The sequence below is a fragment of the Pedobacter sp. PLR genome, from assembly GCF_026239675.1.
Taxonomy (GTDB): Bacteria; Bacteroidota; Bacteroidia; order Sphingobacteriales; family Sphingobacteriaceae; genus Pedobacter.
The window spans coordinates 731,642-753,800 of sequence record NZ_JAPIVQ010000003.1 but is presented as its reverse complement, the minus strand read 5'-3'; the positions used below and the strand labels follow the sequence as shown (position 1 = coordinate 753,800).

The 22,159-nt window shown below is 41.3% G+C and carries 19 protein-coding genes; 8 read left to right on the top strand and 11 right to left on the bottom strand.

Annotated features, from left to right (window positions below):
* Window positions 1–49 precede the first annotated feature (49 nt).
* From OQX61_RS10415 to OQX61_RS10405, 3 genes are all read left to right on the top strand, one after another.
* Window positions 50–1,819, top strand: a complete 1,770-nt coding sequence (locus OQX61_RS10415; protein WP_265841598.1) for a peptide MFS transporter — start codon at window positions 50–52, stop codon at window positions 1,817–1,819.
* A 65-nt stretch (window positions 1,820–1,884) separates the two neighbouring features.
* Complete coding sequence (locus OQX61_RS10410) at window positions 1,885–3,438, top strand: peptide MFS transporter (protein ID WP_265841597.1); 1,554 nt, start codon at window positions 1,885–1,887, stop codon at window positions 3,436–3,438.
* A gap of 103 nt (window positions 3,439–3,541) precedes the next feature.
* Window positions 3,542–4,270, top strand: coding sequence for a polyprenol monophosphomannose synthase (locus tag OQX61_RS10405; protein ID WP_265841596.1), 729 nt, complete (start codon window positions 3,542–3,544; stop codon window positions 4,268–4,270).
* Window positions 4,271–4,274: 4 nt separating this feature from the next.
* Here OQX61_RS10405 and OQX61_RS10400 read toward each other — a convergent pair whose 3' ends face one another.
* The 5 genes from OQX61_RS10400 to proS are packed head-to-tail and all read right to left on the bottom strand — an operon-like array spanning window position 4,275 to window position 8,687.
* Entirely contained in the window at window positions 4,275–4,787 is a 513-nt protein-coding gene (locus OQX61_RS10400) for a YdeI/OmpD-associated family protein (RefSeq protein ID WP_265841595.1), read from the bottom strand.
* Between the two features lie 9 nt (window positions 4,788–4,796).
* A complete protein-coding gene (locus tag OQX61_RS10395) occupies window positions 4,797–5,660 on the bottom strand; it encodes a TIGR02757 family protein (protein ID WP_265841594.1) in 864 nt (287 codons plus the stop codon).
* A gap of 26 nt (window positions 5,661–5,686) precedes the next feature.
* Window positions 5,687–6,826, bottom strand: coding sequence for a cystathionine gamma-synthase (locus tag OQX61_RS10390; RefSeq protein WP_265841593.1), 1,140 nt, complete (start codon window positions 6,824–6,826; stop codon window positions 5,687–5,689).
* Window positions 6,823–7,170, bottom strand: coding sequence for a hypothetical protein (locus tag OQX61_RS10385; RefSeq protein WP_265841592.1), 348 nt, complete (start codon window positions 7,168–7,170; stop codon window positions 6,823–6,825). The genes OQX61_RS10390 and OQX61_RS10385 overlap by 4 nt, the downstream gene beginning before the upstream one ends.
* Before the next feature lie 44 nt (window positions 7,171–7,214).
* Entirely contained in the window at window positions 7,215–8,687 is a 1,473-nt protein-coding gene (proS, locus tag OQX61_RS10380; protein WP_265841590.1) for a proline--tRNA ligase, read from the bottom strand.
* 107 nt (window positions 8,688–8,794) lie between these two features.
* On the opposite strand from proS, the gene OQX61_RS10375 reads away from it, so the two are divergent.
* Both OQX61_RS10375 and OQX61_RS10370 read left to right on the top strand, forming a co-directional pair.
* Window positions 8,795–9,688, top strand: a complete 894-nt coding sequence (locus tag OQX61_RS10375; protein WP_265841589.1) for a hypothetical protein — start codon at window positions 8,795–8,797, stop codon at window positions 9,686–9,688.
* 33 nt (window positions 9,689–9,721) lie between these two features.
* Entirely contained in the window at window positions 9,722–11,215 is a 1,494-nt protein-coding gene (locus OQX61_RS10370; protein WP_265841588.1) for an outer membrane protein transport protein, read from the top strand.
* Between the two features lie 97 nt (window positions 11,216–11,312).
* Here OQX61_RS10370 and OQX61_RS10365 read toward each other — a convergent pair whose 3' ends face one another.
* Window positions 11,313–13,139, bottom strand: coding sequence for a UbiD family decarboxylase (locus tag OQX61_RS10365; protein WP_265841587.1), 1,827 nt, complete (start codon window positions 13,137–13,139; stop codon window positions 11,313–11,315).
* Between the two features lie 362 nt (window positions 13,140–13,501).
* Here OQX61_RS10365 and OQX61_RS10360 point away from each other — a divergent pair, with 362 nt between their 5' ends.
* Window positions 13,502–14,479: a helix-turn-helix domain-containing protein gene (locus tag OQX61_RS10360; protein WP_265841586.1), complete on the top strand. Its 978-nt coding sequence runs from the start codon at window positions 13,502–13,504 to the stop codon at window positions 14,477–14,479.
* Window positions 14,480–14,547: 68 nt separating this feature from the next.
* Here the strand turns inward: OQX61_RS10360 and OQX61_RS10355 are convergent, their stop codons facing one another.
* On the bottom strand, window positions 14,548–15,027 hold the full coding sequence (locus OQX61_RS10355; RefSeq protein ID WP_265841585.1) for a DNA starvation/stationary phase protection protein: 480 nt from the start codon (window positions 15,025–15,027) through the stop codon (window positions 14,548–14,550).
* A 184-nt stretch (window positions 15,028–15,211) separates the two neighbouring features.
* Here OQX61_RS10355 and OQX61_RS10350 point away from each other — a divergent pair, with 184 nt between their 5' ends.
* Both OQX61_RS10350 and OQX61_RS10345 read left to right on the top strand, forming a co-directional pair.
* Window positions 15,212–16,477 (top strand): LysM peptidoglycan-binding domain-containing protein, encoded by a 1,266-nt coding sequence (locus OQX61_RS10350; RefSeq protein WP_265841584.1) that lies wholly within the window; start codon window positions 15,212–15,214, stop codon window positions 16,475–16,477.
* Window positions 16,467–17,114, top strand: coding sequence for a P-loop NTPase fold protein (locus OQX61_RS10345; RefSeq protein WP_265841645.1), 648 nt, complete (start codon window positions 16,467–16,469; stop codon window positions 17,112–17,114). Before OQX61_RS10350 ends, OQX61_RS10345 begins: the two co-directional genes overlap by 11 nt.
* A gap of 95 nt (window positions 17,115–17,209) precedes the next feature.
* Here OQX61_RS10345 and OQX61_RS10340 read toward each other — a convergent pair whose 3' ends face one another.
* The 4 genes from OQX61_RS10340 to OQX61_RS10325 are packed head-to-tail and all read right to left on the bottom strand — an operon-like array spanning window position 17,210 to window position 22,157.
* Window positions 17,210–17,869 carry a CoA transferase subunit B gene (locus OQX61_RS10340; RefSeq protein ID WP_265841583.1) on the bottom strand — a complete coding sequence of 220 codons (660 nt, stop codon included), beginning with the start codon at window positions 17,867–17,869 and terminating at the stop codon, window positions 17,210–17,212.
* Between the two features lie 17 nt (window positions 17,870–17,886).
* Window positions 17,887–18,588, bottom strand: coding sequence for a CoA transferase subunit A (locus OQX61_RS10335; RefSeq protein ID WP_265841582.1), 702 nt, complete (start codon window positions 18,586–18,588; stop codon window positions 17,887–17,889).
* A 48-nt stretch (window positions 18,589–18,636) separates the two neighbouring features.
* Entirely contained in the window at window positions 18,637–19,737 is a 1,101-nt protein-coding gene (locus OQX61_RS10330; RefSeq protein ID WP_265841581.1) for a PQQ-dependent sugar dehydrogenase, read from the bottom strand.
* A 47-nt stretch (window positions 19,738–19,784) separates the two neighbouring features.
* Entirely contained in the window at window positions 19,785–22,157 is a 2,373-nt protein-coding gene (locus OQX61_RS10325; RefSeq protein ID WP_265841580.1) for an endonuclease MutS2, read from the bottom strand.
* Between the last annotated feature and the right edge of the window lie 2 nt (window positions 22,158–22,159).

Sequence of the window (22,159 nt, the reverse complement as noted above, 5' to 3'; positions counted from 1 at the left end):
AAGAACTAACTGAACCTTTCAATAAATTATTACACAAAAAAACTAACACATGAATGCACAAAATTTGGACACTCCAAATAACTTTTTTGAGAGTAAGGTACTAGGACATCCGGCCGGACTGTTTGTTCTATTCTTTACGGAGATGTGGGAAAGATTCTCCTACTATGGGATGCGCGCATTACTTGTGCTTTTTCTAACTTCTTCCATCATCGGCGACAATCCGGGATGGGGATGGCCTAGAGCTCACGCATTAGCGATTTATGGTTCTTATACAGGTTTGGCTTACTTAACCCCTATTTTAGGAGGTTACATTGCCGACAGGATCATCGGATACCGCTGGGCAGTTATTGTAGGAGCTGTATTAATGACCTTAGGGCATTTATCAATGGCTATCGAAATCGATCATTTCTTTATGTACTTAGGCCTATGCCTATTGGTAGTAGGAAACGGTTTCTTCAAACCAAACATGACTTCCATCATCGCACAGATGTATAAAAAACACCCGGAGAAAAAAGATGGTGCCTATACCATTTTCTACATGGGCGTAAATGCAGGTGCATTTTTAGGGATGCTATTGTGTGGATACATCGGAGAAAGTAAAGACTGGGGATGGGCTTACGGATTCGGTTTAGCCGGTATCTTTATGTTTATTGGTATGCTTCAGTTCTACTTCACTCAAGGTATTTTCGGAAATATTGGTTTAAAACCAGTTAAAAACGAAGTAGAAGAAGCTTCTGATAACCTGGAAGAATCTACCCGAAATCCTTTCTCAAAATTCGATCTGCTATTGATTGGTCTGATTGCAGCGATCGGTTTATCCTGGATCATCAATGATCCGGTTTCCAAAATCACGAGCATGAACTTGTTCGCATTTAAGGTTGGAAGCATGGACGGTAGTAACTTCATGATCATCACAGCGCTGGTACTTTTCTTATTCATCTTAGTGAAAAGGATCAGTCAGTATACTCCGGTATTACGCGATAAAATGATTGCCGTTATTATCCTGGCCTTCATTACCATTTTCTTCTGGGCATCTTTTGAACAGGCAGGTGGTTCGATGACGATCTTTGCAAAAGACTATACCCAACGACTTTTAACTGGTGATTCCAAGGTTATTTTTAACATTGTAAATACCTTGATTACCGTTATTCCTTTAATGATCATCTCTTATGTATTGTTAAAGTTGTTCTCTAAAACTTTCGGTAAATACTCGATCGGTAACATCATTTTAGCTTCAGGTTTCGTCATCATTTGGGTGATTGTAATCTACATGCTTAAAAACCAATATGCTGAAGTGAAATCAGAAGTTCCGGCCACCTGGTTCGGTATCCTGAACTCGCTATTTATTATCAGCTGTGCGCCAATCGTATCTAAACTTTGGGAAAGTAAATACAATCCATCAGCAACGTTTAAAAATGGCTTCGGAATGATTCTTTTAGGTATTGGTTTCGCTGCGCTTGCTTATGGTGCAAGCACGATTCCTCAGGGTGCTGCTGTAGCTTCAGTAAGTATGATCTGGTTGGTATTGGCTTACTTCTTCCATACCATGGGTGAGTTGTTCATCTCTCCGGTAGGTTTATCTTATGTAAGTAAACTGGTTCCAGGCAGAATGATCGCCATTATGTTTGGTATCTGGTATCTGGCCATTGCCATCGGTAATAAAATTGCCGGCACAATGGGTGGTATGATCGATGAGATCACTTCAAAATACTCTATGACTACTTTCTTCCTGATTTTCACCTTTATCCCTATCGGATTAGGTTTGATTATCATGGCGCTGACTCCGGTATTAAAACGCTTAATGCACGGTGTAAAATAATTAAAATCAAGCCTTTGGAACTCTCCAAAGGCTTTTTTTACTAACAGATCAATTACAATTAAGATATGGCTGAAAATCTTACTTTAGAACAAATTCAGGATTTCAAGGGCAAGTACCCTAAACAACTTTGGTACCTGTTTTTCTCAGAAATGTGGGAACGCTTCTGTTTCTACGGAATGCGGGGAATGCTCACCTATTTCATGGTGACGCAGTTAATGATGAAAGATGGCGATGCCAATCTTCAGTATGGCGCCACGCAGGCATTTGTATACGCGTTCACCTTTATCGGAGGGCTCTTTGCGGATAAAATCCTTGGATTCAGGAAATCCCTCTTTTGGGGTGGTATCCTCATGATCGTCGGAAGTGCAATCCTTTCCTACGACCCGCATCAGTTCTTCTTTCTCGGGATCAGTTTCACGGTAGTAGGTACCGGTTTCTTTAAACCCAACATTTCTACCATGGTAGGCTCGCTCTACAAAGGCAATGACCCCCGTCGCGATGCCGGTTTCTCCCTGTTCTATGCAGGTATTAACATTGGTGGTTTATTGGGTGGTTATGCTTGTATTTACCTTGGAAAAACCTATTCATGGCACCTTGCTTTCGGCCTTGCCGGAATTGTAATGACCATCAGTTTACTAACCTTCATATTTACTAAAAAGAGCCTCGGTCCAATTGGATTATCGCCTTTTAAAGACGAAGAGGTGACTGTGATCTTACCGGACAGTCTGGATGGAAAAATCCCTGCTGAACCTGCAGTAGTAAAAACAAAAGCCATCAACAGAAAATGGTATGATTACGCAGTTTATGCGGGATCATTGGCCATCATTCCTGTGATCATGACCATGGTTGCCAAAACGCAATATACCGACTGGTTTATGTACATCATCGGCCCTGCTACACTGGTTTACATCATTTATGAAATGAGTAAATACGGATGGGCAGAGCGTAAAAAGCTGATTGCAGCGATCATCTTTATCCTGTTCTCTATTGTATTCTGGGGAATTTATGAGCAAAGTGGTGGCTCTATGGCACTTTTCGCAGCGCGAAACCTCGACGATAAACTTCTTGGTGTGATTACCTTAGATCCAAACGGTGTAAACAACTCTGCAAACTCTTTCTTTGTGATCATCTTCGCCTTTATCTTTAGTCTGGTGTGGATTGGATTAGCGAAGAAAAAGATTGAACCGAATACCGTAGTAAAATTCGGATTGGGCTTTATCTTTCTGGCAGGTGGTTTCTTTATCCTGTACAGCACCCGTTTCTTTGCCAACGCGCAAGGTATTGCTTCTTTAGACGCCTTTACCCTTTCTTACCTGGTGATTACCTTTGGTGAGCTTTGTCTCTCTCCAATCGGCTTATCCATTATGACCAAATTGTCCCCGGTTAAGTTACAGGGTGTGATGATGGGAATGTGGTTCCTTGCCAGTGCTTACGGTCAGTATGTAGCCGGTATTCTAGGTGCAAACATGGCTAAAGGTGGAGAAAATGATACGACAGCTCAAAAATTAATCACCTTCACAGAAGGCTATAAGCAACTTGCTATTTATGCATTAATCGCAGGAGTATTGTTGATTATCCTTTCACCTTTGGTGAAAAAACTAATGGGAGACGTCAAGTAATCTCATTTTATTGTGATTTAACATACTTTAACCCTCAGTATATGGAATATACTGAGGGTTTTTTCGTTAAGAATACATAATTTCGCTCCTAAATTTATTTTACGTGTCAGACAGTCTAATTATAATCCCTACCTACAACGAGAAAGAAAATATTGAGAAGATCATTAGAAAGGTTTTTTCGTTGCCTTATGCTTTTGAAATCCTGATTATTGATGATGGTTCTCCTGATGGAACAGCTGCCATTGTTAAAGGATTGCAAAGTGAATTTCCTGCGCTTCATATTGAGGAAAGAACAGGAAAGTTAGGATTAGGCACCGCCTATATTCATGGTTTCCGATGGGCCTTGTCCCGTCCGGAATATCAGTATATTTTTGAGATGGATGCCGACTTCTCCCACAATCCGGACGACCTGACCAGGCTTCGTGATGCTTGTGTGAAAGGTGCAGATCTGGCCATTGGTTCCCGTTATGTAAATGGAGTCAATGTAGTCAACTGGCCAATGAGCAGGGTGCTGATGTCGTACTTCGCTTCTATGTATGTGCGTATCATTACCAGAATTGACATTCAGGATGCTACTGCCGGTTTTAAATGTTATACCAGACGCGTTTTAGAGACCATTCCTTTAGATAAAATCAAATTTGTGGGTTATGCCTTCCAGATTGAGATGAAGTTTACAGCGATCAAATATGGCTTTAAGGTAGTCGAAGTTCCAATCATCTTTACTGACCGTACAGAAGGTACTTCTAAAATGAGTACCCGTATTTTCAGGGAAGCATTTTTAGGGGTGATTCAAATGAAAGTCTGGAGTTGGTTCAGGAATTACAACCGGTAATTCCTTATTCCTTGCGGGGTTTTCCATCCCGCATCATCGTTCCGAAATCCCAGTCTTTGTCCATCGCAGTAACAATTTTGACCAGTCTTTTCGTTCGTGTAGCTTCTGTTTTCGCTGAATTCAACCAATTGATGTACCAGTTTTGATGAGATTTTGGTAACTTTAAAAAGCCTTGCAACCATTTTGGTTCATCAGAAAGGCAGGCTTCCAGATCTTCCGGCATCCTGATCTCGAAAGTTAGATCGGCTTCCAGACTAAGCTCAAGTACTGCTCCCTTCTCCTTTTTAAGTTTCTTGCGAAGTGGCCCGTTTAAGGCAATGATGAAATCGCCTTCGCCCATGGGTACCAATGCTAATCCTTCAACAGCAACCTGATCCAGCCTACCTTTTACCCGGTAGCTTTTTCTGCAATCTGCTTTGATTTCATTGGCAATCGCAAAGGGAATGAAAACATAAGTCCAGCCTGTTTTTTCACCCATTTCGGCAAAACGTTCTATCTCTGCTTTAAAAGTCACCATAGCATAAAGTTAAAACTTCTCTTCTACACCTAATCCAAATAATGCAAAATCGTACTTTACAGGATCCAAAGGATCAAATTCAGCAAGCTTTTTAGTCAATTCAACCGCAGTTTGCCAATCCGTTTGCTTTCTGCTGATCATCCCGAGTTTACGTGCCACACGATCTACATGAACATCACAGGGACAAATTAAATCTGATGGTTTCACCGTATTCCAAAGCCCAAAATCCACTCCTTTATTGTCCTTTCTAACCATCCAGCGTAAAAACATATTGAGGCGCTTACAGGTGGACTTTTGCATTGGCGAAGAAACATGTTTGATCGTCCTCTTTGGGAAATCCGGCAGACTAAAAAAGTAAGACCTGAAATAATTTAAGGCCTGTTCCGTTGGAGGTGTTTTCTCTAATTCTGATAACATACAGGCAGCAGAAGCATAGCCTTTTTGTGCTTTACCTTTTAAAGGCACTTCTTCCAGATATTCTTCCCTGAATTCAGGCTTCGGAGCAAGGAATGCAGTTTCCAGACTATCCGACTGTTCGTAATGAAACTTAAAGAAAGACACGAAATACAATAAATCTGTATCATTGAAGGTACGGTGCTTAAAGCCCAGCAAGCCTTTGAGGTCTTCATCGCTATGCTGCAACATGAAATCATAAGGCGCATTGTCCATGCGTTCAAACAGCTCTGTACATTTATTGATGATGGTTTTCCGTTGCCCCCAAGCTAAAATTGCCGCAAAAAATGCGGCAATTTCAACGTCTTGTTTTTTAGAAAAACGGTGCGGAATGCAAATCGGATCATTGGTAATAAAGTTCGGCCTGTTGTACTGCTCCACCTTATAGTCCAAAAAGTCTTTAAGTTCCAGGAATTCCAATATTTCTTATTTTAGTACTGTATAAATTAGCTTAAAGCCTGTTCTAAATCAGCGATTAAATCGTCGATATCCTCTACACCTACACTCAGGCGTAAAAGGTTATCAGTAACACCAACTTTCTCGCGTTCTTCCTTAGGAATAGAACCATGCGTCATACTTACCGGGTGGTTGATCAATGATTCTACCCCACCTAGTGATTCTGCAAGCGTAAACACTTTGAAAGAGGAAGCAACTCTGAACGTTTCCTGAAGGTCAGCACCTTTTAAAGTGATGGACACCATACCACCAAAACCGCGCATTTGTTTCTTCGCGATGTCATGGTTAGGATGATCTTCAAAACCCGGCCAGTAGATCTTATCTACCTTTGGATGAGTTTTAAGGAAACGCGCAACTTTTTCACCGTTCTCACAATGCGCTTTCATACGTAAATGAAGGGTCTTAATCCCTCTCAACACTAAAAATGCATCCTGAGGTCCTGGTGTAGCACCACAAGCATTGTAAATAAACCAAAGGTCTTTATACAACTGCTCATCATTCACTAATAAAGCACCCATCACTACATCAGAGTGACCACCGATATATTTGGTTACCGAATGCATCACGATGTCTGCACCCAGATCAATAGGATTTTGAAGATAAGGAGAAGCAAAGGTATTGTCTACCGTTAAAATCAGGTTATTGGCTTTCGTGATTTTGGCCACACCTTCAATGTCGATAATCTGCATTGTCGGGTTTGTAGGCGTTTCAATCCATACCAATTTAGTTTTATCATTGATATATGGCAGCATATTTTCTGGTTTAGATAAATCCAGGAAATGGAATTTGATGCCATATTTCGCATATACTTTAGTGAAGATACGGTAAGAACCACCATAAAGATCATTTCCGGTGATCACTTCATCACCCGGTTGCAACAGCCTTAAAACCGTATCTGTAGCCCCCATTCCACTAGAGAAAGCCAAACCGTATTTAGCATTTTCCAAAGCGGCAAGGCAATCTTCTAAAGCTTTACGCGTAGGATTTGTACCTCTGGAATATTCAAAACCCTGGTGATCTCCGGGAGATTTTTGCCAGTAGGTAGAAGTTTGATAGATTGGAGTCATTACTGCTCCTGTAGACGGGTCAGGTTCCTGACCGGCATGTATAGCTTTTGTTGCGAACTTCATAGGTTATTATTTTGTTCTGTTTCGGCCTTAAACTGATACCCCGGGTGTTTTCCCGTCGGGTAACCGCTTGCCGCCAACATGGATTGTTTCTGATTTAAAGTTACTTCTTTTATTTGCGCATAAGGGGGAATAATCAAATCGGAAGCCAGACAGATCAAAATTGACCGTTCAATGATATCTGTCAGGCTTTCTACCGTTACCAGATTTGCAAATCGCCCGGCAGTAGCAATGAGTTGCTTTTTCAGCAACTCAAAGACTTCCGTAGTATTTCTGTAGACCGCCTGTTTTAAAGAGGCTTTATTTTTGAATTCAGTAAGTATTTTAGCGTAATTTACTGTGTCCATTTTTTAATCTTTGTTTCCCTTAATCGCGGAAATTACTTTCTTTATTAATAGGCGCGGGCAAATAATACCCTTTGTTTAGATGGTTTGCCTGAGTAAATACAAACACCATCTTCCTGCTTATTGTTTAAAGGAATACATCTGATCGTTGCTTTTGTTTCCTCTTTTATCTTTTGTTCCGTTTCCGGAGTACCATCCCAATGTGCAGAAACAAATCCTGTTTTACCGTCTAACAGTTCTTTCAGCTCATCATAAGAATTCGCTTCAGTAGTATGTTCTTCGCGGTACTGGAATGCTTTATTATAGATATTTGCCTGGATTTCATCTAACAACTGTACGATGAAAATATCAAGACCTTCCTGAGCAACGGTTTGTTTCTCTCTGGTGTCTCTACGGGCAAGTTCAACAGTACCATTTTCCATATCACGGCCACCAATAGCTAAACGGATTGGTACACCTTTCAATTCATATTCTGCGAATTTGAATCCAGGGCGTTGTGCTTCACGGTCGTCATATTTCACCGATACGCCTAAGCTTTTCAATTTAGCAGTTAACTCATCTACAAAACCGGTGATATTTTTAAGGTCTTCCTCATTCTTGTGAATCGGAATAATGACCACCTGGATCGGTGCTAATTTTGGAGGCAATACTAAACCGGCATCATCACTATGTGCCATGATTAAGGCGCCCATTAAACGAGTCGAAACACCCCATGAACTAGCCCATACATGCTCGATTTTACCTTCTTTATTCGTGAATTTCACGTCAAATGCTTTGGCGAAATTTTGTCCGAGGAAGTGAGAAGTACCTGCTTGTAAAGCTTTACCATCCTGCATTAATGCTTCAATACAATAGGTTTCTAATGCACCAGCGAAACGCTCATTAGGCGTTTTCATTCCTTTTACTACTGGCATAGCCATCCAGGTTTCCGCGAAATCAGCATATACATCTAACATTTTCTCTGTTTCTTCCACAGCTTCCTGAGCAGTTGCATGAGCGGTATGCCCTTCCTGCCACAAGAATTCCGTAGTACGAAGGAACAGACGCGTACGCATTTCCCAGCGCACCACATTTGCCCATTGGTTGATCAGCAAAGGAAGATCACGGTACGACTGGATCCATCCTCTGTAAGTATTCCAGATGATGGTTTCAGATGTTGGTCTTACAATTAACTCTTCTTCCAGTTTCGCAGTTTCATCCACGATAATGTTTCCATTTCCATCATTTTTTAGACGGTAATGTGTCACTACGGCACATTCAGTGGCAAAACCTTCCACGTGTGATGCTTCCTTAGAAAAATATGACTTAGGAATGAATAAAGGAAAATAAGCGTTACTATGTCCTGTATCTTTAAACTTCTTGTCTAAAACCGCCTGTATTTTCTCCCAAATGGAGTATCCATAGGGTTTTATCACCATACATCCTTTAACAGAGGAATGCTCTGCCAGATCGGCTTTCATAACAATGTCGTTATACCACTGCGAATAATCTTCATTTTTACTTGTAATACCTTTGCTCATAACTATTTGGAATGTTTTTTGTGTAACTTTGCTTGAAATGTAGTTTACAAATTTATAAATTTATAGCCTACAAAAAAGCGTGTGACACACAAACAACACATATAGTTATGAAACCTAGACATTTATTCACCAGTATGCTGGCTTTGACGACCGTGGTTGTCGCTTCCTGCTCTGCGCCAAGGTATGCGCAGCAAGGTGCCCAAGAGGATGATGTTTACAACTCGAATGCAAAAGCGCAGATTTATACGCCTCAGCCAAGAGTAGTAGCTCCTCAAGAGTATTACGATTCTAACGATGAATATTATGGTACCAGTGATCCTTATTATGACATGGATTACTCTTCCCGTATCAATAGATTTTCTTACGCCAGTCCATGGAGATCTTATTATGATCCTTATTTCGACGGTGGCTTCGGTTACGGTGGTGGATTTGGTAATTACGGATTTTCTTTAGGCCTTAGCTTTGGTTCCGCATGGGGTAACCCATACTACGGATGGGGCGGTGGCTTCTATCCTTCTTTCGGTTATAACCCATGGTATCCGGGATGGGGTGGTGGTTTTTATCCGGGATGGGGCGGTGGCTTCTATCCAGGCATCATTATCGGCTCAAATACCGGCAGAACTAACAATGCTCCAAGACCATCAAGAGGCTTTGGTGACAGAATGAGTAATGGCGGTAGTACGGTCAGAGGAAATTCCGGAAACACAAGAAGCGACAGAAACGGAAATGTGATTTCCCGTGGAAGCAGAGCAGATTCCTATATCCCTAACAGAACACAAGGAACCGGTCAGAGACCAGCAGGTCAAAGTACCAGATCTGGACGTGATAATTACAACCAACAACCTCAAGCCAGACCTTCGAGAGAAAGTTACAGACCACAACCACAAAATACGCCAACCTATAGCGCACCATCACGTGGTGGAGATGGAGGTAGCAGATCTTCTGGTGGCGGTAGTAGCGGCGGCGGCGGTGGCAGATCTTCACGAGGTGGAAGAGGTTAACCTGGTCTAATTATTATCATTCAGAAAACAAACATGAAAAAAATTCTATCCTCCTTAGTGGTTATAGTAGCCACTACAGGTTCTTTATATGCACAGACCGGAGCTGATGCCCTGAGATTTTCTCAAACGAACTATGGCAGCACCGCCAGATTTAAAAGTATGGGTGGCGCACAAATTGGTGTAGGTGGTGATATGAGCTCTTTGGGTGGTAACCCGGCAGGACTTGGTCTTTTCACCAAATCAGAGTTTAGCTTTACTCCGGAATTCAATATGATGAAAGGAAAAGCAGATTTCCTTGGCGAAAGAACCAACTCTTCTAAAAATATGCTGAACCTTAATAACGTAGGCGCGGTGTTTTATAACCCTACTTATAAACCTAAAGGTCAGGATCCTACTAAAGGTGTGATCAGTACTGTTTTTGGCGTAGGTTATAGCCGTAACAACGATTTCACAGGAAAATACAGCTTTAATGGAACCAACAATCAGAATTCTGTCAATAATTTTTTTGCAGAAGAAGCCAACTTTTTCGCGCCGGGTGACCCGACAACTCTGACCAACTACAGCATAGAAAAAATGGCCTATGACAACTACCTGATCAATTACGACGGGACAAACGATGTTTATAGTCCGGCAACCCGTGCACCATACCGTCAAAGCCAAAACGAAATCAGAACAGGAGCCACCTCAGAAATGAATGTAGCAGGCGCTTTAAATATCTCCAATAAATTCTATGTTGGTGCCAGTCTGAATTTTGTAAACTCGAGGTATGTAAGTGATCGTTCATTTAAAGAATCAGGATATAATACCGGTGTTCTCAGCAATTATGATTTAGATTACAGAACAAATTCAGAAATTAAAGGTGCAGGTTTCAATGCCCGTTTAGGTATCATCTACAGACCTGATGCAAACCTACGTATAGGTGCAACTTACCAATCCCCTAGCTGGATGTATTATGATGATGTTCAGGCGCATTCTTTGTCTACTTCTTATTCTGAAGGCATAAAAGAAGGTCTTTTCACGAATACCCCGGGCGTAAATGGCATAACTTACCAATTGCGTACTCCTGGAAAAGGATCATTGGGCGCAAGTTATGTGCTTGGAGGCAGAGCCTTGATCTCGGCTGACATTGACTATGTTGATTATTCATCAATCCATTATTCTGTAGACCAGGACAACAACCAGGGTCAGGTAAATAATGCAAATGACTTCATTAGCGACAATTACCAAAGCGCGGTTAACTATAGAATCGGTGCAGAGTATAAAGTGGATAATGCAGTGAGTTTAAGAGCTGGTTACGGTAACAACGGTACTGCAATAAAAAATGATACCAAATCATATTTTGGCACTGAATATTACACTGGTGGTGTAGGCTACCGTGTAGGTAACTATTATTTAGACCTTGCTTACCAACGCATACAAGGCAATGTAGATCTTGATGGTTACTTTTTAAATAATGGATCAGAGCCTGTTGCCAATATCAAAACAAGTAGAGACAATGTATTTTTAACATTTGGTGTGAGATTCTAATCTCTCCGCCAGATACTAATTTACTATACTAAAAAGGGAAGCTGATGCAAAATCAGCTTCCCTTTTTTATTGAACTACACATGAACAAGTATACTGATTAAAACCCTCCGGCTTTAAAAAGTCCTGCAAATCTTTCTATATTCTTTTCTACCTGAACATCCTTAATTAGTTCCGGCGCATGGTGAGGCTTCTTACGTGCGTCAATTACCACCGGCCCGGTGCAGCCCCAATGTTTATTCGTGGTAAATGAATTGATGCCATGAATATCCACCGCAGGGTTACTTCTTGTAAAGGTGATCCATACCAGATTATTGATATTTTGTGCAGTGAAAGCACTATCATCACATAGCACAATTAAAGCAATTCCTTCCAGATCCAGATCTTTCAGTTGCTCATTTAAAAGCGCGATTTCTTCCATTGCTTTCGCATGGCTCAGGTATGAAGCAGCCTGAACAGCAAGCACCCCTGGAATAGCAATAAAAGCATTGCTAAAACCCTCCGGTAAAGTAAATCCTACCGGAACGACCTCCGATAAGGTTCTACGTACTGCACCAGCAGCTGCAAAGACTACTTTAGAGCCACTATTCAAACCATCACCACTATAATCTAAGGTATCGATGGTGGTATTTGTATGGAAATGCAAATCAGTCCGCGGATCCATTCTTGACAAAACATGTTGCATAAAACGGGAAAGATCATGCGTATCTAAAGATTCATCATCTTCCCTTGCGGCGATAAACAGGTATTTAGCCAGACTCAGCTGATTTTTACCTAGAATATGATTGGCAATGGTTAGGATCTCCTGAGGCCTGCGTTCTTTAAGGAAAGGTGTATATCGCTCGCTTCCTATAGCGAATAACAAAGGATGAACACCCGCAGCATCCACTGCATTCAGCTCTTTTAATCCATGGATTTCTTGCGGCAAAGCCGATCCTGCAATCTCATGAATCAAGGCGCCAAAACTGGTATCCTCCTGCGGAGGTCTGCCCACCACAGTGAAGGACCATATCGCATCCTTACGATGGTACACATTGTGAACCTTCATCAAGGGAAATGGATGGGTTAAGCTATAATAGCCCAAATGATCCCCAAAAGGACCTTCAGGTTTATTTTCCTGAGGATAAACGGTTCCGGTGATCACAAAATCAGCATCCGCAGAAATACAGAAACCTTCCTCATCATAAAAATACCTGAACCTGCGGTTGCCCAATGCACCTGCAAAGGTCATTTCCGACAAGCCTTCCGGCAAGGGCATTACTGCTGCCAGGGGATGCGAAGGCGGCCCCCCTACAAAGATACTCACCTTTAAAGGTTGTCCTTTTGCATTCGCTTTGGACTGATGCACGCCAATTCCCCGGTGAATCTGGTAATGTAATCCGATCTCCTGATCTTGTAGGTAATCATTACCGGCAAGCTGGATCCGGTACATGCCGAGATTGGCATTCATAATTCCGGGCTTATCGATATCTTCTGTATATACCTGTGGCATGGTAATAAAAGGACCACCATCCATAGGCCAGTTTACAATCTGTGGCAAAGCACTGATTGTCGTCTTACTAAAAGTTGATTTAAAAGTTTGTTTTAAAGGCAATGCTGTAAGGGCAGTAAGGGCAATCCCAGGAATTTGCAAGGGCTTTTTTAGCGCAGTCATCGGATCAAATTTCAATCCTACCAACTGCTCTACTTTATCCAGGCTATCTCTGAACATGAATTTTGAACGTTCCAGTGTACCAAATAGATTGGATACTGCCGGAAAAGGACTTCCTTTCACCTTCTCGAAGTACAAAGCGGGCCCCTGTTGTTCGTAAACACGCAAATGGATGGCTGCCATTTCCAGATATGGATCAACTTCTTCTTTAATCCTGATTAAATGGCCGTGTTTTTCTAAATCGGCAACACATTCTGCTAAACTTTTATATCCCATTACCTACCAAAGGTATTAAACTATTATTGTTTGGCCTAAAGCCATTCCATAGAAAAGAGATATATTGCTTTACTCTTATAAAAATAAAAGCTCCGCTGCCAGGAATAGCAGTCGAAGCAATTACAAATGGGAGCGTTCCATAATCTTTAATACCTATAATAAGAATCCCGGACTAATGGTAACTGGTACAAATGTTTAGCACTAATTACAATAACTATTAACCAAAGACAATACGTTTACATTTTTAACAAAAGTAACAGCGAAACTTTATGAAATAGCAAAATTTTACACCTAAAGAGTACAACATTATAATCTTACACCCACTTTTAGCTATTTTGCAACCGCAAACCACAAATTCCTCCATGCCTACACCGCTCCACCAGAAAAAAAAGCCTGATCAAAAATATTTGTATTCGGTATTTGAACGTTTAGATTACTTCTTTCCGCTCCCTTTAGCTGCCAAACTACAACTCAGTGAAACCTGCTATGAAATTCATGTCAGGAAGAATGAATATTTATTGAGAAAGGGGGACTACAGTTATTTTGTATACTTTATAATTGAAGGCATCCTAACCGGTGAGGCTACTTCGGGAAAACAAGTCATCACGAGTTTCATTTGTGTTCAGGGAGAGTTTGTATCTGCCATTGAGGGAATCTATGGAATTGTACCAGCTACGGAAGACATCAAAGCAGAAGAAGATTCCTTACTGCTGGGCGTACATGTAGACGATCTGGAAAAGCTGACCGCAGATTTTCCGGAAATGAATATTGTGATGAGAAAAGTGATGGAGCTTTATTATAAGATTGCACATCACCGTTCGGTATTCTTCCGGATTGGTACGGCATCAGATAAATATGCCGACTTTTTAAAGAATTACCCGCATCACGCTACACGTATCCCATTAGAACTCGTGGCTTCCTATCTGAACATTAAAATCACCACACTAAAGAAGATCGTGAGTGCCTATAACAGGCAGGGGGAGGAAACGGTGTTGTCAAAAGAAAGTATTGCAGCCTATCTGGAGGAACATCACCCCTACCGTCAGAAGAAATTGTCGCTGGCACAACTCGCAGAAATGCTGAATGTGAGTTCACATACCTTATCGCATTTGCTCAACTTATATTTCCAGCAAAATTTCAGTCATTTCATCAATACTTACCGGGTGAATTATATTTTGGCTGAACTACAAAACAAAGACCACTGCAGGCAATACAGTCTGGATGGCTTAGGTCGTGAAGCCGGATTTTCTTCCCGCAGCTCTTTCTTTTACGAATTTAAAAGACAGAAAGGAATTACACCACACAATTACCTGCAACAACAGATTGACCCACCGCTTTAGGAAATAAAAAAAGCCGCTGCCTGAATAATCAGACAGCGGCTTAACAGATCATTAGGGGGAATGATTGTTTACTTTTTACCACAAAAAGATCTCAGCATCCAGGTGTTTTTTTCTTTGAATTGCATGAATCTGTTGACCATGTCATTTGATCCGTCATCACCAGCTTTATCAGTGGCTTCCAACAAATCACGTTCTACCTGGATTAAATGAGCCATATCGGCTAAAATTTCTTCCACCATATCCATGTCTTTCATGCCTATGGTATTCACTTCTTCAAGAGTTGATTCTTTTATATAGTCTACAAAACGGCTATGTGGTGGCTTACCTAAAGTAAGGACACGCTCTGCTATTTCATCAATTGTTAACTGTGCATTGGTATATAATTCTTCAAATTTGATATGTAAAGTGAAGAAGTTCTGACCTTTTACATTCCAGTGACAACCTCTTAATTTCTGGTAATGTATATGATAGTTAGCTAGATAGTCATTAAGCATGTCCACTATAGGTCTTACTTCTTTCTCATTTAAACTAATTTCTTTTGCGTCCATAGTATATATTGTTTTATTTTTGTCCGATCATAGGGTTTGCCTATACAACAACACGAAAATTAAATGGTTTTGAAAATTGTTATTTAGAGGGACAATACCCCCTTGGAATGAACGTTTAATATTCAAAATTCCCGCTTTCTTTTATTATTCGTATAATTGTTCATTAAATTTAACAGAGACATTAATGTATAAATATTATATAGTATCGTTATTTGCAGTGCTTTTAAAATTACCCACTGCCAATGCCAATACCAGTACAAGGGATTCTATAGGAGTAGAAAACCGGAATGGCAAAAAGTTAATTATCCACGAAGTAGCCGCAAAAGACACTTACTATGCCATCGGCAGAAGATACAATGTGATCCCGAAAGACATCATGACTTTCAACGACAATAAGTTCCTCCAGATTGGCGTCATCATTAAAGTACCTACCAATATTCCATTTAATAGTCCGGCAGCGGCAAAAACACCAATCACAGCGACTGGTAAAAATGCGATTCTAAAGAAGAATGAAAATACTGACCCTGATGGCATCCTAATAGAACATACTGTTCAGAAAAAAGAAAACCTGGGTATGCTGGCTAAGAAATATGGCACTACCGTTAGTGAAATCAAAAGGGTTAATAACCTGAACACCATTAATCTTTCTATCGGACAAATCTTAAAAATCCCTGCAAACGAAGGCGTAGAAACTACGGAAACAGAGACAACAACAGCACCGGTAACGGCAGCAGTTCCGATCGTGGTGGCAGCTAAAACAAACACAGTACCTGCAACACCGATAGTGGTTCAGCAACCTGCTAAAAAGGAAGCAAAAGAAGAAGTTCTGATTCCTATCTTCCCGAAAAAACAAACAAAACCTGCTGCAACAGTTCAGGATCAACCGGTAACCGTAAATGCCCCGGCAGATACTTCGGAAGATTTTATTGAGCATACTGTAGCCTCTAATGAAACCATGTATTCTATTGCTACCCGTTACAAGTTATCGATGGATCAGGTGAAAGCTAAGAATAACCTGACCGGATACTCTTTAAGAGTTGGTCAAAAATTACTGATCAAAGGTCAATATCCACAAAAACCAGTGCCTTCGGCAAACCCGGTGGATACTTTGAATTCTATAAAAAATCCGTCATTAAGGTTGCCGGCCAGCAGGTATGGCTTAAACCAAATGGACGAAAAAGGAACAGGAATATGGATTGCAGATCCGGATCTTGATCCCTCAAAAATGTTGGTATTACATCGCAGTGCACCAATTGGAACCGTAATGAAAATCACCAATCCAATGAGCAACAGATCTACCTTTGCGAAGGTGGTAGGTAAATTCACGGAAAATGAATCTACTAAAGACGTAATTATTGTGATGACTAAAGCCGTGGCGGACGCGTTGGGTGCTATAGATAAAAGATTTTTTTGTAATTTAACGTACGGTGGACAAGATAATGAACAATAAGCCATTTATCATTGGTATTGCGGGGGGAAGTGGTTCCGGTAAAACCTTTTTTTTAAATTGTTTCTTACATCATTTTAAGAACGATGAAGTAACCCTGGTTTCTCAGGATGACTATTACATTCCTGTAGGCGAGATGAGCCAGGAAGAAAACAAGCTTTACAATTTCGACCTGCCATCAACCATTGATGATCAGCAGTTCCTTCTGGACATCAAGAAATTGATCAAAGGAGAAGTGATTTATAAGAAGGAATACAATTTCAACAATCCTTTAGCAATCACTAAAATTCTGGAAATCCATCCAGCTCCAATCATTATTGTAGAAGGGCTTTTCATTTTGCATTTCAAAGAAATTGCAGCCTTATTAGACCACCGTATATTTGTGGAAGCAGAAGAGTCTGTTGCTTTAGCACGACGCATTAAACGCGACGGTATGGAAAGAGGGTATCCTGAAGATGACGTTACCTACAAATGGCACAACCATGTGGTTCCTGCCTATAAAGAATACTTGTTGCCATACAGAGAAACTTGTGATCAATTGATCACCAACAATTTCGACACTCCTGATGACATCATTAAAATCACAGAGGATATCTCCTCAGATTTAAAAATAAAATATTTAAAGCATAAAGCAGAGTAAACAAGAAAGGGACGCATCAAGCGTCCCTTTCTTGTTGCCCGTTTATCCGGGATTTTAGCGCCGGTTTTCTTCTGGTATTCTATACCTGATGGACACTAATTTAATATCATTTCCGGCACGTCATCATCTGCAAACAACTTACCGGTTGTAGCTTGTCTGATGTAATCTACGCTCACTCCCGGTGCTCTTTCTATCAGTCTGAATCCGCCACCAGGCAGCACATCTAATACGGCAAGCTCCGTCACAATTTTCTTGATGCAGTTTACACCTGTTAAAGGCAAGGTGCATTTTGGCAAGAGCTTACTTTCTCCGGCTTTATTGACGTGTTGCATGGCCACGATAATGTTCTTTGCAGAAGCAACCAGGTCCATTGCACCACCCATTCCTTTAACCATCTTTCCGGGAATCTTCCAGTTGGCAATATCTCCGTTTTCTGAAACCTCCATTGCGCCTAAAATCGTCAGGTCAATCTTCTGACTTCTGATCATTCCGAAGCTCATTGCGGAATCAAATATGGAAGATCCTGGCAGTGTGGTGATCGTTTGCTTTCCGGCATTGATCAGGTCTGCATCCTCTTCTCCTTCAAAAGGAAAAGGGCCCATACCTAGCAAGCCATTTTCCGACTGTAGCACTACATTGATGCCTTCCGGGATATAGTTGGCAACCAATGTGGGAATACCTATCCCTAAATTCACATAAAAACCGTCTTTGATTTCTCTTGCGATACGTTTCGCAATTCCGTCTTTATCCAACATATAAATAATTTACAGGATTAATTTTTTGTTCTAACTGTGCGTTGCTCAATTCTTTTTTCATACGCCGAACCTTGAAAAATGCGGTGAACGAAGACACCAGGTGTATGAATATGGTCTGGATCAAGTTCCCCTGCCTCCACCAATTCTTCCACTTCTGCGATCGTGATCTTTCCGGCCATAGCCATCACCGGATTAAAGTTCCTGCTCGTAGACCTGAAAATCAGGTTGCCGGCAGTATCTCCTTTCCATGCTTTTACCAGCGCAAAATCAGCATCAAAAGCATATTCCATCAGGTAATCTTTACCATTAAAGTTTCTTACTTCCTTACCTTCGGCCACTTCTGTACCTACCCCGGCAGGCGTAAAAATTGCAGGCATCCCGTATCCGGCAGCCATACATCTGGTGGCCAGCGTGCCCTGAGGAATCAGTTCTACTTCCAGCTCTCCGGTCAGCAGCTGACGCTCAAATTCTGCATTCTCACCTACATAAGAAGAAATCATTTTTTTGACCTGACGCGTTTGCAGCAACAAACCGATGCCAAAATCATCTACGCCAGCATTATTGGATATACATGTTAAATCTTTAACGCCCTTTTTTACCAGAGCGGTAATGCAATTCTCAGGAATTCCGCAGAGCCCAAAACCGCCGAGCATCAGGGTGTTCCCATTCTCGATATCGCTGATGGCTTCATCAGCACCCGAAACTACTTTGTTGATCATATATAAGGTTTTGCTACTAAATTATAGTATAAAATGTGTTCGAACAATTTATTTGGCGATTTCTATAATTTTATCATCACCACCATTACTCGTGCTGATGTATAGCTTTCCTTCCGGAGATTGACAAATGGCCCTGAGGCGTCCAAACTGATTGACCAGAAAGTCTTTAGTAGCCGTGATTTTGTCGCCACCAGCATTTAAACTCAACTGTGTGAGTCTGGCACCTTTTAAACTAAGCAGCAATAAAGAGTTTTTCCATTGCGGAATATAATCCGAGTTATAATAAGAAAGACTGGAAGTCGCGATGGTAGGTGTCCAGGCGAACATCGGTTCTACCACATTATTTGAGGCACAAAAGACCTGTTCGCCAGGCAGGTTACAGAAACCTTCCACATTCGGCCAGCCGTAATTCCGTCCTTTGAGGATCAGATTGACCTCATCATCGTTATTTGGGCCGTGTTCTGAAGCGTAGATCTTATCGCCCACCTGAATCAATCCTTGTGGATTACGGTGGCCGAAACTCCAAACCGGACTATTTGCAGTCGGATTATCCGCAGGAATACTACCATCCAGGTTCAACCGGAGGATCTTTCCGGACAAGGAGTTTTGCAATTGTGCATTAGCCGCGTTACTGGCATCGCCTGTACTGATAAATAATTTTTGATCAGTGCTGATCATTAACCGGGAGCCGTTATGGATACTGGAAGCTGGAATCTGATCAATAATCGGTAATGGCGCTGTTAAGGCCCCGTTCGCATAAGTAAAACGGACCACTTTCTCCCTGTAATTGTTTCCCGTTCCATAATCATAGACCACATATACCCATGGATTAGTGCTGAAATTTGGCGCAAGAGCCATCCCCAGCAAACCACCTTCACCATTGGATACTACTTCAGAAATGGTATGTAATAAGGTGACGGCACCGGTTTGAGGATTGATCCTGCTGATCTTCCCCCCTCTTTCCGTGATCCACAATTGCTGATCAGGACCGTAAATGATTTCCCATGGAAAGGCTAAACCAGCGGTCAGCACCTTTGTTTTCAGTGCAGCATCGGGAAGCGGAGTTTCCACAGTTCCCTTAGATTTGTTTTTCTTGCAACCAGTAGTGCAAAGCAAAATTGCCAATGCACTGATCATCAATATTTTCATAGGACATTGCTTTATTTGATAACAAGCAATGTCCTGAATATGTTTAACTAATTGAAATACACGTAGGTAATCCCATCACCACCTCTATCGGCATGCTCATCTTCCACACGGTTTACCTGACTATATTTTTTAAGATACTCACGGATCAGCTTCCTTAAGATACCATCCCCTTTACCGTGAATCAGCTTAATGAATGGAAAACCCAGCATGATCGACTTGTCCAGATACTTCTCTACCTCATGCAAAGCATTTTCGCCCCGCATGCCACGCAGATCCAGCTCAGCGGTAAAACTACCAATAGCCTCCGACATGCTGCCGGAATAGGAGTTGTTCTGAACCGCCTTTTTAGCCTGTTTATTACTGATTTTATAAACCCTGTTTTTCTTCAATACGGAACGTAGCTCTCCTAAAGCGACCACCAGATTGTCTCTGTTGATCTCTAACACCTGTCCTGTAGTTTCACTATTGTTCAGCTGTACCCAATCTCCAACCTGAATCGGCGTATTTAAGGCCACTGCTAACTCAGGTTTCTTTTCTTCTTTCACCTGATGCTGCACCAATACCTTTTGCAGATTCTGACGCAGTTCTTTAGTTACTATTTTATCTGCCTGCTTATCTTTAATCTCCGCAATTGTATTTTCTACCAGTTTATTGGCATTTTTGATAATAGCCTGCGCTTCCAGTTTCGCTTCTTTAATCAGCACTTTCCTGTTTTCATCTAAAAACAGTTTCAGCTTTTCATTTTCTGCAACCAGATTTTTCACCTTATTCTGCTGATTCGACAAATGCAGTTTGGTATCATAAATCTGCTTTTTCTCTCTTTCCAGATCCACCAGTAAACTGTCAATACGGTTTTGGTTCGTTCCGGTTTTTGCCCTTGCCAGTTCCAGTACTTCTTTTTGAAGACCGATATTCTGTGCAATTTCAAACGCATAAGAACTACCCGGTTTCCCAAGCTCCAAAATATACATCGGTTTCATCCGGTCGTTATCAAACAACATAGATGCGTTTTCCAGACCGGGGGTATTCCCTGCGAAAAGTTTCAGGTTAGAATAGTGGGTTGTGATCACCCCTCTCACTTTCTTATTATTCAACACTTCCAACACAGCCTCTGCCATCGGACCACCAAATTGAGGATCGGTACCTGTACCAAACTCATCAATCAGTACCAGTGTTTTTGGAGAAGCATGCTCCACGAAATATCTCATTTTCGTTAAATGCGCACTATATGTACTCAAATCACTCTCAATTGACTGATCATCACCAATATCAGCAAAGATATTTTCAAAGATCCCCACCTCACTGGATTCATGTACCGGAATCAGTAGACCCGATTGCACCATGAGCTGTAATAAACCAACGGTTTTCATGCAGACCGACTTTCCACCTGCATTGGGACCGGAAACCAATACAATCCGAAGCTCTTCTGTGATGTGAATATTCAATGGAACCACTGTCTTTTTATCTTCCTTAAAAGAAAGATATAAGAGTGGATGCGTGGCATTAACGAATTTTGTTTTCGCTTCTTTGATCAATATCGGCATATCTGCGTCTATATCAATTGAAAACAAAGCCTTGGCCCTTACAAAATCTAATTTAGTCAGGAATCCATGGTACGACAACAATAAAGGTGTGTAAGGTCTTAAATCTGTGGTCAGCGCGATGAGAATCTTAATGATCTCTCTTCGTTTATCAAATTCAAGGTCCCTCAGCTTATTGTTAAGTGTAAATACCTCTTCCGGCTCCATATAAACGGTTTGCCCCGAGGCAGACTCATCGTGAATGAAACCTTTAAGTTTTCTTTTGTTCTCCGCAAGGATCGGAATACACATCCTTCCGTCTCTGATGGTTAAGCTACCATCCGCCACCCAGTTGTTGCCAACCGCAGTTTTGTAAATGGAATCCATCCGCTTTCTCACATCCTGCTCCGCTTTAGCAATATCGCCAATGATCTGTTGCAGGGTTGAGGAAGCATTAGGTTTGATTTTCCCTTTCGGGTCCAGCACCATTTCAATTCTTTTCAGGATATTCTTTTCTACCGGAAGGTGCTCTAATAAAGCCTCCAGGTTGGGATATACTTCTTTTCTTTCTTCAAAAAAACGCAATACAGAAAATACCGTGAGCAGGGAAGCATACATCTGGTGCAGTTCCTCTTCCACCAGATAAGTTCCTTCTACTTTAATTTTATCTGCTAATGATTTGATATCAAAAAACGAGCTGATCTGTAAAGGCTCCTGATTTTCCAGGATACTTTTAAACTCATAAGTCTGACGCAAAAATTTATTGATCTGGTCATACTTCGTCATGACCTGCATTTTATCAACCATTTGTTGTCCCATCGGACTCAAACAGTGTTTATGAATAAGTTGTCTGACCTCACTAAAACCCAAACGCTCTAAACAATTCTCCGGATATAACATAC

Excerpts from the sequence above, each read along its gene's own strand:
- OQX61_RS10415 (WP_265841598.1), top strand. The coding sequence starts at position 50 with ATGAATGCACAAAATTTGGACACTCCAAATAACTTTTTTGAGAGTAAG.
- OQX61_RS10410 (WP_265841597.1), top strand. The coding sequence starts at position 1,885 with ATGGCTGAAAATCTTACTTTAGAACAAATTCAGGATTTCAAGGGCAAG.
- OQX61_RS10400 (WP_265841595.1), bottom strand. The coding sequence starts at position 4,787 with ATGGTGACTTTTAAAGCAGAGATAGAACGTTTTGCCGAAATGGGTGAA.
- OQX61_RS10390 (WP_265841593.1), bottom strand. The coding sequence starts at position 6,826 with ATGAAGTTCGCAACAAAAGCTATACATGCCGGTCAGGAACCTGACCCG.
- OQX61_RS10385 (WP_265841592.1), bottom strand. The coding sequence starts at position 7,170 with ATGGACACAGTAAATTACGCTAAAATACTTACTGAATTCAAAAATAAA.
- proS (WP_265841590.1), bottom strand. The coding sequence starts at position 8,687 with ATGAGCAAAGGTATTACAAGTAAAAATGAAGATTATTCGCAGTGGTAT.
- OQX61_RS10375 (WP_265841589.1), top strand. The coding sequence starts at position 8,795 with ATGAAACCTAGACATTTATTCACCAGTATGCTGGCTTTGACGACCGTG.
- OQX61_RS10370 (WP_265841588.1), top strand. The coding sequence starts at position 9,722 with ATGAAAAAAATTCTATCCTCCTTAGTGGTTATAGTAGCCACTACAGGT.
- OQX61_RS10365 (WP_265841587.1), bottom strand. The coding sequence starts at position 13,139 with ATGGGATATAAAAGTTTAGCAGAATGTGTTGCCGATTTAGAAAAACAC.
- OQX61_RS10360 (WP_265841586.1), top strand. The coding sequence starts at position 13,502 with ATGCCTACACCGCTCCACCAGAAAAAAAAGCCTGATCAAAAATATTTG.
- OQX61_RS10355 (WP_265841585.1), bottom strand. The coding sequence starts at position 15,027 with ATGGACGCAAAAGAAATTAGTTTAAATGAGAAAGAAGTAAGACCTATA.
- OQX61_RS10350 (WP_265841584.1), top strand. The coding sequence starts at position 15,212 with ATGTATAAATATTATATAGTATCGTTATTTGCAGTGCTTTTAAAATTA.
- OQX61_RS10345 (WP_265841645.1), top strand. The coding sequence starts at position 16,467 with ATGAACAATAAGCCATTTATCATTGGTATTGCGGGGGGAAGTGGTTCC.
- OQX61_RS10340 (WP_265841583.1), bottom strand. The coding sequence starts at position 17,869 with ATGTTGGATAAAGACGGAATTGCGAAACGTATCGCAAGAGAAATCAAA.
- OQX61_RS10335 (WP_265841582.1), bottom strand. The coding sequence starts at position 18,588 with ATGATCAACAAAGTAGTTTCGGGTGCTGATGAAGCCATCAGCGATATC.
- OQX61_RS10330 (WP_265841581.1), bottom strand. The coding sequence starts at position 19,737 with ATGAAAATATTGATGATCAGTGCATTGGCAATTTTGCTTTGCACTACT.
- OQX61_RS10325 (WP_265841580.1), bottom strand. The coding sequence starts at position 22,157 with ATGTTATATCCGGAGAATTGTTTAGAGCGTTTGGGTTTTAGTGAGGTC.